The 11,836-nt window shown below is 74.2% G+C and carries 11 protein-coding genes; 4 read left to right on the top strand and 7 right to left on the bottom strand.

Going from position 1 to position 11,836, the window contains the following annotated elements:
• Positions 1 to 111: 111 nt before the first annotated feature.
• The 3 genes from ggt (at position 112) to GEV43_RS02310 (ending at position 3,437) form a co-directional block, all read left to right on the top strand.
• Complete coding sequence (gene ggt, locus GEV43_RS02320) at positions 112 to 2,004, top strand: gamma-glutamyltransferase (RefSeq protein WP_160819281.1); 1,893 nt, start codon at positions 112 to 114, stop codon at positions 2,002 to 2,004.
• A 67-nt stretch (positions 2,005 to 2,071) separates the two neighbouring features.
• Entirely contained in the window at positions 2,072 to 2,452 is a 381-nt protein-coding gene (cutA, locus tag GEV43_RS02315; RefSeq protein ID WP_160819280.1) for a divalent-cation tolerance protein CutA, read from the top strand.
• Between the two features lie 112 nt (positions 2,453 to 2,564).
• The gene (locus GEV43_RS02310; RefSeq protein WP_309239411.1) at positions 2,565 to 3,437 is read left to right on the top strand and encodes an oxygenase MpaB family protein; all 873 of its coding nucleotides are present in this window, start codon (positions 2,565 to 2,567) and stop codon (positions 3,435 to 3,437) included.
• A 75-nt stretch (positions 3,438 to 3,512) separates the two neighbouring features.
• On the opposite strand, the gene GEV43_RS02305 is transcribed toward GEV43_RS02310, so the two are convergent.
• Positions 3,513 to 5,117, bottom strand: coding sequence for a DHA2 family efflux MFS transporter permease subunit (locus GEV43_RS02305; RefSeq protein WP_160819279.1), 1,605 nt, complete (start codon positions 5,115 to 5,117; stop codon positions 3,513 to 3,515).
• Between the two features lie 72 nt (positions 5,118 to 5,189).
• On the opposite strand from GEV43_RS02305, the gene GEV43_RS02300 reads away from it, so the two are divergent.
• A complete protein-coding gene (locus tag GEV43_RS02300) occupies positions 5,190 to 5,771 on the top strand; it encodes a MarR family winged helix-turn-helix transcriptional regulator (protein ID WP_160819278.1) in 582 nt (193 codons plus the stop codon).
• Here GEV43_RS02300 and GEV43_RS02295 read toward each other — a convergent pair.
• The 6 genes from GEV43_RS02295 to GEV43_RS02270 all read right to left on the bottom strand — a co-directional run bounded on the left by GEV43_RS02295 (position 5,755) and on the right by GEV43_RS02270 (position 11,672).
• Positions 5,755 to 6,054 carry a metal-sensitive transcriptional regulator gene (locus GEV43_RS02295; RefSeq protein WP_160819277.1) on the bottom strand — a complete coding sequence of 100 codons (300 nt, stop codon included), beginning with the start codon at positions 6,052 to 6,054 and terminating at the stop codon, positions 5,755 to 5,757. The two genes, GEV43_RS02300 and GEV43_RS02295, sit on opposite strands and share 17 nt — an antisense overlap.
• Before the next feature lie 130 nt (positions 6,055 to 6,184).
• Positions 6,185 to 6,775, bottom strand: a complete 591-nt coding sequence (locus tag GEV43_RS02290) for a histidine phosphatase family protein (RefSeq protein WP_160819276.1) — start codon at positions 6,773 to 6,775, stop codon at positions 6,185 to 6,187.
• Positions 6,776 to 6,806: 31 nt separating this feature from the next.
• Positions 6,807 to 7,925, bottom strand: a complete 1,119-nt coding sequence (gene ald, locus GEV43_RS02285) for an alanine dehydrogenase (RefSeq protein WP_160819275.1) — start codon at positions 7,923 to 7,925, stop codon at positions 6,807 to 6,809.
• Positions 7,926 to 8,072: 147 nt separating this feature from the next.
• The gene (locus tag GEV43_RS02280) at positions 8,073 to 8,882 is read right to left on the bottom strand and encodes an SAM-dependent methyltransferase (protein WP_160819274.1); all 810 of its coding nucleotides are present in this window, start codon (positions 8,880 to 8,882) and stop codon (positions 8,073 to 8,075) included.
• A gap of 135 nt (positions 8,883 to 9,017) precedes the next feature.
• Positions 9,018 to 10,184, bottom strand: a complete 1,167-nt coding sequence (locus GEV43_RS02275) for a glycerate kinase (protein ID WP_309239410.1) — start codon at positions 10,182 to 10,184, stop codon at positions 9,018 to 9,020.
• Between the two features lie 141 nt (positions 10,185 to 10,325).
• A complete protein-coding gene (locus tag GEV43_RS02270) occupies positions 10,326 to 11,672 on the bottom strand; it encodes an NCS2 family permease (RefSeq protein ID WP_309239409.1) in 1,347 nt (448 codons plus the stop codon).
• Positions 11,673 to 11,836 lie beyond the last annotated feature (164 nt).

The following is an 11,836-nucleotide window of genomic DNA, read 5'->3' as shown; positions in this document are numbered from 1 at the left end:
GGCCGTTTGGAGAATGCCACTTAATACCGGCGAGTTTCATGAAGGGCGCGACGCTGGCATCGGGCGGGGATCGGTGACACGGTAGTGACGCCGCGTTCCCCAGGAGGTTCCGTGACCCCCCACACGCCGCCCCGGAGTGCCCTTCGCCGGACGTCCCGGAAGGCCCCCCGCCGCACGGCGCCGGTCGCCGGGCTCGCCCTCGCCGCGTCCCTGCTCGTCCCCGCCTCCCTCGCCGGCCCGGCGCACGCGTCGGCACCCGCGCCCGCGCCCGCCCCGCCGCCGTCGCGGCAGCCGGTCGCGACCGGGTCGGGCGGCGCGGTCTCCACGGTCGACCCCGACGCGAGCCGTACGGCCCTGGAGGTGCTGCGGCAGGGCGGCAACGCGATGGACGCGGCGATCGCGGCGGGCGCGACCCTCGGCGTGACCGAGCCGTACGTCGCGGCGATCGGCGGTGGCGGCTACCTCACGTACTACGACGCGAAGAAGCGCCGCGTGTACGGGATCGACGGGCGCGAGACGGCCCCGGGGAGGATGAGCGCGACCTCGTTCGTCGATCCGGCCACCGGCAAGGCGCTGCCGTTCGACGAGGCCGTCACGAGCGGGCTCGGCGTCGGCGTGCCGGGCACCCTCGCGCAGTGGCAGAGCGCGCTGCGCCGGTTCGGCACGCGCGACCTCGGCTCGCTGCTGCGGCCGGCCGCCCGCATCGCCGACAAGGGGTTCGTCGTCGACCAGGAGTTCCATGACCAGACCGCGGTGAACGAGGCGCGCTTCCGCGACATCGTCCCGACCCGCGAGCTGTTCCTCCCGGGCGGGAAGGTTCCGGCCGTCGGCTCGACGTTCCGCAACCCCGACCTCGCCAGGACGTACCGCGAGATCGCCCGGCGCGGCCCCGGCTGGCTGTACCGGGGCGGGCTCGGCGCGGAGGTCGCGAGGACCGTCCGCAAGCCGCCCGTCGATCCGAAGGCCGCCCGCAAGGTGCGCCCGGGGCTGATGGAGCCGCGCGACCTCGCCGCCTACGGCGCCCTGTCCAAGCGGCCGACCCGCGTGTCGTACCGGGGCATGGACGTGTACGGGATGCCGCCGTCGTCGTCCGGCGGGTCCACGGTCGGGGAGGCGCTCAACATCCTCGGCAACTTCCACCTCGACTCCCGCGACCCCGTCCGGGCGCTGCACTACTACCTGGAGGCGTCCAAGCTCGCCTACGCCGACCGGGGCCGGTACGTCGGCGACCCGGCCAAGGTCGCGGTGCCGCTGGAGGAGCTGCTGTCGTCCGGCTTCGCGCGCGAGCGCGCGTGCCTGATCAAGCCCGACCGGGCCGCCGCCGCCCCCGTCGCGCCCGGCTCGCCGGACGGGTCGTACACCCCGTGCGTCCCGCCGGGCCGCTCCACCCGCGCGCTCGCGTACGAGGGGCCGCAGACCACCCACCTCGTCGTCGCGGACAAGTGGGGGAACGTGGTCGCCTACAACGTGTCGATCGAGCAGTTCGGCGGAAGCGGGATCACCGTGCCGGGCCGCGGGTTCCTGCTCAACAACGAGCTGACCGACTTCACGCTCCAGCCGCCCGCGCCGGGCTCCCCGCCCGACCCCAACCTGCCGGGACCCGGCAAGCGCCCGCGCAGCAGCATGGCGCCGACGCTCGTGCTCAAGGACGGCAGGCCGAGGCTCGCGCTCGGCACCCCGGGCGGATCTACGATCATCACCACCGTGCTCCAGATCCTGCTCAACCGGATCGACCTCGGCATGGACCTGCCCGCCGCGCTCGCCGCGCCGCGCGCCACCCAGCGCAACACCCCGCAGGTGTTCGCCGAGCCCGCGTTCATCGAGCGGTACGGCCGGGCGCTCGCGGCGCGCGGGCACCGGCTGGAGGCGTTCCCCGGCCCGCCGCAGGGCGTGATCGGCGCCGCCACGGCCCTGGAGATCCTCCGGCCCGGGGTCGTCCAGGCCGTGGCCGAGCCGGTCCGCAGGGGCGGGGGCAGCGCCCTGGTCGTCCGCCCCGGCCGCTGACGGCCCGGCGCCGGGCCCGCCCGGGCCCGCGCGGATACGATCGGCGACGGGGGGAAGGAGCCGTGCCATGGCAGCGTCCTACGTGCAGGTGACCACGACCACCGACTCGCGGCTGGAGGCGGCCGAGCTCGCCCACGCGGCCGTCGACGAACGGCTCGCGGCGTGCGCGCAGCTCGTCGGCCCGATCGCCAGCACGTACTGGTGGGAGGGGCGGATCGAGTCGGCCGAGGAGTGGATGGTGGTCTTCAAGACCAAGTCCGACCGGTTCGACGAGCTGGCCTCGCTGATCACCGAGTCGCACTCCTACGACACTCCGGAGATCATCGCCACGCCGGTGGTCGCGGGGAGCATGGACTACCTCGCGTGGGTGGCCGAGCAGACCGAGCCGCCCGGCGACGACGAGGACGACGAGGAGGACGCGGCCGGGGGGACCTCCCGGGCCCTGTGACAGCGCGTTCGCACCCCGGCGGCAGTGTGACACACGTCATGGCCGGGAAATAAGTCTTTGATTACTCCGCTCCGCGTGGTTGTCTCGGAGCCGGAGGGAAAGGCGGCGAAACGTGCACGAGGACTTGCGCGAGGGGCCGGGCGACGACCTCGGCCTTTTCGGACCGGGATCGGTGACCTGGCGGGTCATGGGGGAGCCGGTGCTGATGGTCGGCGGCGTCCGGGCGCTGCTGCTCCAGGCGCTGCACCCGCGGTCGATGTGGGGCACCGCGCAGAACTCCGAGCTGATGGACCGCGACGCGGCCTGGGCCAGGCTCGCGCGGACGGTCGAGTTCGTGCGGATCCGCACCTACGGGACGCACCGGGAGGTCGAACGGGTCGGCCGCCGCGTCCGCAAGCTGCACTCGAAGCTCACCGGCCTGGACCTGCGCACCGGCGAGACGTTCCCGGTGGACGACCCCGAGAACCTGCTCTGGGTGCACATGGGCGAGGTCGACTCCTACCTGGACGTCGCGCGCCGCGCCGGGGTCGGGCTCTCGCGCGCCGACGCCGACGCGTTCGTCGACGAGCAGCGCCGCGCCGCCGCCGTGGTCGGACTCGACCCGGCCGACGTTCCCGCGTCGGTCGCGGAGATGAAGGACTACTACGCGGAGATGCGGCCCAGGATCTGGGCGTGCAAGGAGGCCCGCGAGGGGCTGCGCCGGATGTTCAGCCCGGACGTGCCGCGCAACCTGCTGCCGCTCAAGCTCGCCGCGCCCGGCGTCGGGATGCTCGTCGTCTCGACGCTGCCGCGCTGGGCGCGCCGGATGTACGGGCTGCCCGGCCTGCCGACGTCCGACCTCGCCGCGACGCTGACGCTCAAGGGCCTGTACCGCACCACGCACGTCATCCCCGAGCGCTACCGCTACACCCCCGACGCGCAGCGGGCGCGGCGCCTGACGCGCGAGCGCGCCGCCGGCCCGGACGCCTGGTCGATCGCTTCGTAGCGCCGCCCGCGCGGCCGCCGCGCCGCGCTCGGAGCGGGCCGGGGCGCACCGGTCGGCGCGCCCCGGCCCGCCGGGTCAGTGGGACGCGGGGAGGTTCACCGGCACGTCCTCGTCCGCCGTGCCGCCGGAGGCCGACGCGCCGTGGCGCGGCAGCAGCAGCGCGGGCACGATGAGGACGGCCGTCAGCCCGAGCGCGACCCAGAACGTGCCGCCGAACGCGTCGGCGATCTGCGGCCCGAACCGTTCGCGGACCTGCGCGGGGATCTCGCCCACGCCGCCGCCCGAGCCGCCCGGCGCCTTCGGCAGCCCCGAGCCCAGCTCGCGCGACAGGATCACCGCGAGCAGCGCTGTGCCGAACGACCCGCCGAGCTGGACGATGATGTTGAGCGCGCCGGTCGCCCGCGACACGGCGGCCCGGCCGAGCGTGGTCAGCGCGGCCGACATCGTCGGCATCATCGTGCAGCCGAGCCCGAGCCCGCGCACGTACAGGGCGGCGCCGAGCAGCCAGTACGAGGTGCCCGACTCCAGCAGGACGAACGGGATCGTGCCGAGCACCAGCAGCACCACGCCGACCGGGACGACCCGGCCCGCGCCGAGCTTGTCGGTGAGCAGCCCCGAGAACGGCATCGCGGTCGCGGCGCCGAGGCCCTGCGGCGCGAGCAGCAGCCCCGCGGCGAGCGCGCCCTCGCCGCGTCCGAGCTGGTAGTAGAGCGGGATCAGCAGCATCGACCCCATCAGCGCGGTGCCGACGAAGAACACGCCGCCCGCCGCCGTCGCGTACACCCGGTCCCTGAACAGCCGCACGTCGATCAGGGCGCGCTCGCCGAGCCGGGCGCTGTGCACCGCGAACAGCGCCACCAGCGCCGCGCCGCCCGCGAGCCACGCGATCGTGGACGGCGACCCGAACCCGCCCGAGCTGCTCGCGGTCGACAGCCCGTAGATCAGCAGCACGAAGCCGGGCGGCAGCAGGAGCAGGCCCCGCACGTCCAGGGTGGCCGCGCGGTGCTCGCCGCCCGCGCGGGGGATCTTCCACCAGGCCAGGGCCAGCGCGACCGCGCCGACCGGCAGGTTGACGAAGAAGATCCACCGCCACTGGACGTCCTCGACGAGCCAGCCGCCGAGGATCGGGCCGAGGACCGGGCCGAGCAGCATCGGGATGCCGACGATGCTCATCACCCGGCCGAGCCGCCTCGGACCGGCCGCCATGGTCAGGATCGCCATCCCGGTCGGCATCAGCATCCCGCCGCCGAGGCCCTGGACGACGCGGAACGCGATCAGGCTCTCGATGTTCCAGGCCGCGCCCGACAGCGCCGAGCCGAGCACGAACAGCACGATCGAGGTCATCCACACGCGCCGCCCGCCGAACCGGTCCACGGCCCACCCCGTGATCGGGATGACCGTGCCGAGCGCGAGCAGGTAGCCGGTGATGACCCACTGGATGGTGGACAGCGAGGCGTGGAAGTCGCGGCCGAGCGTCTGGAGCGCCACGTTCACGATCGTGGTGTCCAGGATCGCCATGAGCGTGCCGGACACGATCACCAGGCCGAGCACGATGACCCGGCGGTCGAGCCGGTCGGACTGCTCCTGGTACCCCGCCCCGGTCCCGGCTCCGGCTCCCGCCTCGGGGCCCGGCGGCCGTGTCCCGGCGGGCCCCGGGCGGGCTTTCGCGTCGTCAGGCATGGGTGCCCCCTAGAAATGCCTTGAAGTTCAACGTGTTTGCAGTGCACCACGGAATATGTTGAACTTCAAGGCATGAGTGGGGACGAGCGGGACGCCGGCTCCTCGGCCGAGGCCGATCTGGAGACGATGGTCCAGCTCATGGGCCGGATGGCGCGCCGGATGAAGGGCGCGGGCTCGCACGGCGAGGCGCGGCGGCTGCTCGACCGGATCGCCGCGGCGGGGCTCGGGCCCCGGCACGTCCCCGTGCTGTTCTCGCTCGTCCTGCACGGCCCGCAGCCGGTGGGGGTGCTGGCCGGGCACCTGGCGCTCAGCCCGGCGACGGTCAGCCAGCTCGTGGGCGAGCTCCAGCGCGGCGGGTTCGTCGACCGGCGCGCCGACGAGGCCGACCGGCGCCGCATGATCGTCAGCCTGGCCGGGCACCACCGCGACCTGGTCGAACGGTTCGCGCTCGCCCGGATCGAGCCGCTGCGGATGGCCCTGCGCGCGCTCGGCGAGGAGGAGCGCGCCCACTTCCTGCACGGCTGGGCGACGGTGGTCGAGATGATGGAGCGCTACGCGGACGGCGACACGGGCGGCGACGCGGCCGACGGCGGCGGCGCGGCGTGCGAGCCGGACGGGAGCCGGGACGGCCCGGAGGTCAGCCGCGGCGCATGAGCCGCCCGACGGCCGCCATCAGCTCGGTGGACATGACCTCCGACTTGCCCTCCTCGGCGCCCTCGGCGACGCAGTGGCGGACGTGCCCGTCCAGCAGGCCGAGCGCGACCTTGTCGAGGGCCGCCTGGACGGCGCTGATCTGGGTGAGCACGTCGATGCAGTAGCGGTCGTCGTCGACCATCCGCTCGATGCCGCGGACCTGGCCCTCGATGCGGCGCAGCCGGGTCTGGAGCTGGTCCTTGGTGGCGGTGTAGCCGCGGGTCGGGGTCTCGCTGGTGGCCATCGTCGTCCTCGCAATCGGTCCGGGGGCCGCGTCCGCGGGGCCGCCGCGGTCTACTCAACCCCCTAGGGGTATCGTATACGGCGGACCGCCTGTTCCGGCGCGCCCGGCCGCCGCGCGCGCCCGGTCCCGGTCAGCGCGGCGGGACGTTCCACGACGCGATCACCGGGCGGCCGTGCTCGGTGCCGAGCGTGGACAGGGTACCGGTGTCGAGCGCGAACAGCCGTCCCGCGGCCGGGTCCAGCCCGAGCCTGCGCGCGGTGAGCACCCGCAGCACGTGCCCGTGCGCGACCAGCACCACGTCGCCCCGCTCCAGGTGCGGCTCCGCCCGCGCGATCACCGCGTCGACCCGCTCGCCGACCCGCTCGACGCTCTCGCCCGGGTGGTCGGCGTCGCCCGGGACCACCCCGTCGTCCCACAGGAACCAGCCCGGACGCCCCTCGCGGATGGCGGCCGTCGTGATGCCCTCGTAGCCGCCGTAGTCCCACTCCCACAGGTCGGGGTCCACCTCGTCCACCCGCAGGCCCGCGAGCTCGGCGGTGCGCCGCGCGCGCTCGGCGGGGCTGGCGAGCACCCGCGCGATCGTCCGCCCGGCCAGCAGCGGCGCGACGGCCCGCGCCTGCTCCTCGCCCCGCTCGGTGAGCGGAAGGTCGGTGCGCCCGGTGTGCCGGCGGGCGCGGCTCCACTCGGTCTCGCCGTGCCGCAGGATGATCAGTTCCCCCATGGGCCCCACTGTACGGGGCGGAACGGACGGATCAGGCGGCGAGGACGTCCTCCAGCGGCGTGTAGGGCAGGTTGTGCGCCTCGGCGACGTGGTCGTACACGACCGCCCCGGCGTGGGTGTTGAGGCCCTTGGCGAGGGCGGCGTCGCCGCGCAGCGCGTCGCGCCAGCCGAGGTCGGCGATCCGCACCGTGTAGGGGAGGGTGACGTTGGTCAGCGCGTAGGTGGAGGTGTTCGGCACCGAGCCGGGCATGTTGGCGACGCAGTAGAAGATCGAGTCGTGCACCCGGTAGGTGGGGTCGGCGTGCGTGGTCGGACGCGAGTCCTCGAAGCAGCCGCCCTGGTCGATCGCGATGTCCACGAGCACCGAGCCGGTGCGCATCCGCGCGACGGTCTCGTTGGAGATCAGCTTGGGCGCCCGCGCGCCGGGGATCAGCACCGCGCCGATCACCAGGTCGGCGGCGCGCGCCTCCTGCTCGACGGTGTAGGCGTTGGAGACCAGCGTCTTCAGCCGGCCCTGGTAGATCGCGTCGATCTGGCGCAGCCGGTCGACGTTGACGTCCAGGATCGTCACGTCGGCGCCCATGCCGACCGCGATCTGCGCGGCGTTCAGGCCGGACACGCCGCCGCCGATCACCACGACCTTCGCCGGCGCCACGCCCGGCACGCCGCCCGGGAGCACGCCGCGCCCGCCGTTGGAGCGCATCAGGTTGTACGCGCCGACCTGCGGCGACAGCCGGCCCGCCACCTCCGACATCGGCGCGAGCAGCGGCAGCGACCGGTCGGGGAGCTGGACGGTCTCGTACGCGACGGCGGTCACGCCCGCCGACAGCAGCGCGTCGGTGCACGCCCGCGAGGCGGCGAGGTGCAGGTAGGTGAACAGCGTCTGGCCGTCCCGCATCCGGGCGTACTCCGGCTCGATCGGCTCCTTGACCTTGAGGATCAGGTCGCCCTCGGCCCAGACCTCGTCCGGCCCGTCCAGGATCTTGGCGCCCGCGGCGGTGTAGTCGTCGTCGGGGATCGCCGAGCCCAGCCCGGCGCCCCGCTCGACGAACACCTCGTGGCCGCGGCGGCTGAGCTCGTGCGCCCCGGCGGGGGTGATCGCCACCCGGTACTCGTGGTTCTTGATCTCTCGCGGCACGCCGATCTTCACGGGGGTCCTCCGTCAACGCTGACCAGGATGTACGCCTACAGCGTGGAGCCCGCCGGCGCGTCCCGGCCATGTCCAGTCTGTATAGGTGTTCCCCGTTCTGCTGACAGTATGTAAACCCGCGCGGGACGGGTCGCGCGCGTCCGCGGCTCAGGGCTTGCGGGCGATCCCGCCGTACATCAGGCGCTGCCCGACGCTGAGGTCGGTCGCCACCTCGGCGTCCGGCCGCCACAGCGGCAGCGGCACCACGCCGGGGTCGAGCAGCTCCAGCCCGTCGAAGTAGGCGGTGATCTCCTCGGGGGTGCGGAACCGGCCGGTGCCGAGCAGCGCGAGGTACTGCTTCTCGGCGTCGCGCGACTCCTGGCTGGACGCGCAGAAGTGGGTGACGAACAGGTGGCTGCCGGACGGGACGGCGTCCATCAGCGTGTCCACGATCCGCTGCGGGCCCTCGTCGTCGTGCAGGTGGTGCAGGATGCCGACCAGCATCACGCCCACCGGGCGGTCGAAGTCGATCAGGCGGCGGACGTCCGGGTCGGCGAGGATCTCCTCGGGGGAGCGGACGTCGGCGGTGACCACGGTGGTGCGGTCGTTCTCGGCCAGCAGCGCCCGCCCGTGCGCCAGCACGATCGGGTCGTTGTCGACGTAGACGACGCGCGACTCGGGGGCGACGGCCTGCGCGACCTGGTGGGTGTTCTGGACGGTCGGCAGCCCGGAGCCGAGGTCGAGGAACTGGCGCAGCCCCGCCTCGCCGGCCAGGTACCGCACGCCGCGGCCCAGGATCTCGCGGTTGTAGGTCGCCACGTCGTAGATCTCCGGCACGACCCGGACGATCTGCTCGACGAACGCCCGGTCGACCTCGAAGTTGTCCTTGCCGCGCAGCACCACGTCGTACGTCCGGGCGATGCTCGGCTTGGTGACGTCGATCCCGAGCGAGGCCCAGTCGTACCGCTCGTCCGCCATGTCCCATCCTCCGCGTCCATGCCGCTGTGGAGTTGTCCCGGGGCCGAGGGGCGTCCCCCGGAATGATCGTAGTTGTCCAGCGCACGCCCTGTCCGCGACTGGGCGATCTTCGTTGGAACGATCCGCGCGCGGGGGTCAGCAGGCGGCGGGCGGCAGCCACTCGTCGGCGATCGCGACCGTGAGCCGCTCCAGCAGCGGGCCCGCCTGCCGCATCCGCCGGTCCTGGTCGCGGTCGATGCCGTCCAGCGCGTACACCGCCTGGATGCGGGCCTTGCGGAGCTGCTCGCCGGTCAGGCCGCGGCGGGCGGTCACGGCGACGACGGGCGCCCCGGCGCGCGCCGCGCCCCGCGCGACCGCGATCGGCGCGCCGCCCCGCAGCGACCGCGCGTCCAGCGTGCCCTCGCCGGTGACGACGAGCATCGCGCCGCGCGCCTTCTCGGTGAAGCCGAGCAGGTCGAGCATCAGGGAGGCGCCCGGCTCGACGGTCGCGCCGAGGAACGTCAGCGCCGCGAACCCGACGCCGCCGGCCGCGCCCGCGCCGGGCAGGTCGCGGGCGCTGCGGCGGGCCGCGGCCTCGGCGAGGTCGGCCCAGCGGCGCAGGCCCGCGTCGAGCACGCGCATCTCCTCGCGGGTCGCGCCCCGGCGCGGCCCGCCCGCGAGCGCCGCGCCGGCCCGGCCGAGCAGCGGGCCCGCCGACCCGCCCGCCACCACCACCCGCACCCCCGACAGGTCGGGCAGCCCGCGCAGGTCGAGGGCGTGCAGGGAGCGCAGCGCAGCGCCGCCCGGCGGCAGCTCCTTGCCGAGCGCGTCGAGCAGCCGCCCGCCGAGGCCCTGGACGAGCCCGGCGCCGCCGTCGGTGCAGGCGCCGCCGCCGAGCCCGAGGACGATCCGCCGCGCGCCGAGCCGTACGGCGTGCGCGACGAGCTGGCCGGTGCCGAGGCTGGAGGCGGTCAGCGGGCGGGGCTTGCCGCCGGGCAGCCGCCGCACTCCGGACGCCTCGGCCAGCTCGACCACGGCGCTGCGGCCGTTCAGCGCGAGGGCGGCGGTGACCGGGCGGCCGGTCGGCCCGCACACCTCCACCTCGACCCGGCGCCAGCCCGCCGCGATCGCGGCCTCGGCGGTGCCCTCGCCGCCGTCGGCCACCGGCAGCTCCAGCAGCGGCACGTCGGGGCGGGCGCGGCGCAGGCCGGCGGCCAGGTGGCCGGCCACCTCGGCCGCGGAGAGGGCGCCCCGGAACCGGTCGGGCGCGAGCAGGACGTGACCGCGCGGAGAGGGGTCGGGTGAAGAGTCCGCGGACACCACAGCCACGCCTTTCATGCCGAGGGGTAAGGCACTACCTTCTGCTTACGCCATGACGGCACTAATTGACACCCGGATCTGCCGTGAGAGTTTCAAATACGCCGCGGGAAGGCGGGTGACGCAGGGTGCTCGCGTTGTTCCAGGCTATTTGATTCCGAAGATCTTCTCCACGACGTTCAGCCCGAAATAGACCACGAAGACGGCCGAGATCACCCACAGCAGCCAGTGCGTCCGGCGCCACCGCCCGAGCGCCGCCTGGACGAGCGTATAGGAGACCACGCCCGCGCCGATGCCGTTCGTGATCGAGTAGGTGAACGGCATGAACACGATGGTGAGGAACGCCGGGATCGTGATCCCGATGTCGTCCCAGTCGAGCTTGGCGACCTGCGCCATCATCAGCGCGCCGACCACGACCAGGGCGGGCGCGGCGGCCTGCGCGGGCACCACCTGCGCGAGCGGCGTCAGGAACAGCGTCACCGCGAACAGCGCCCCGGTCGCCAGGTTGGCCAGGCCCGTGCGGGCCCCCTCGCCGACCCCGGCCGCCGACTCCACGAACACCGTGTTGGCCGACGAGCTGGTGACGCCGCCGAGCGCGGCCGACACGCCGTCCACCGACAGCACGCGGCCGAGCCGGGGCACCTGCCCGCGCTCGTCCACCAGGCCCGCCTCGTCGCTCACGCCGAGGATCGTGCCCATCGCGTCGAAGAACCCCGACAGCACCAGGGTGAACAGCACCACCAGCGCCGTCACCACGCCCGCGCGGCCGAACCCGCCGAACAGGTCCACCTCGCCGAGCAGCCCGAAGTCGGGGCTGGCGAACAGCTTGTCGGGCATGTCGGGCGTCACCACGCCCCAGCCGCCGTCCTTGACGGACGCGTTCGCCTGGATCACCACCGCGAGCACGGTCGCCGCGACGATCCCGATCAGGATCGCGCCCTGGACCTTGCGCACGTACAGCACGATCATCAGCAGCAGCGCGAACGCGAACACCACCGTCGGCCAGGTCTCCAGGTGCCCGCCGGTGCCGAGGGCGAGCGGGGGACTGGCCGCGTTCGAGGTCACGAACCCCGAGTCCACCAGCCCGACCAGGGCGATGAACGCGCCGATGCCGACCGCGATCGCGTGCTTGAGCGCGAGCGGGATCGCGTTCATGATCCGCTCCCGGACGCCGGTCAGCGCGAGCAGCACGATGATCGCGCCCTCGATCACCACCAGCCCCATCGCCTGCGGCCAGGTCATCTCCGGGGCCGCCTGGAACGCCACGACCGCGTTGATGCCGAGCCCCGCCGCGAGCGCGAGCGGCGCGTTCCCGACCAGGCCCATGATGACCGTGGTGACCGCCGCCGACAGCGCGGTCATGGTGGTGAGCTGCGGGATCGACAGCTGCGCGCCGGTGACGTCCTTGGCCCCGCCGAGGATGATCGGGTTCAGCAGGATGATGTAGGCCATCGCGAAGAACGTGGTGACGCCCCCGCGCAGCTCGCGCGCCACGGTGGTGCCCCGGGCCGACAGCTCGAAGAACCGGTCCAGCGGGCCCCCGGCGCCGGGGGCGGCGGGGTGTCCTCGGCCCCGGCGGTACTGACGTGCGACATGGCGGCGCGCTCCGGATTCGTCCGCGCGAGGCGGGTGGTGATCACGTGAAAGGCGAGCACAGG

The organism is Actinomadura sp. J1-007, from assembly GCF_009793335.1.
Taxonomy (GTDB): Bacteria; Actinomycetota; Actinomycetes; order Streptosporangiales; family Streptosporangiaceae; genus Spirillospora; species Spirillospora yumaensis.
The sequence above is the reverse complement of the archived record's forward strand: the minus strand, read 5'-3'. Positions and strand labels throughout refer to the sequence as shown.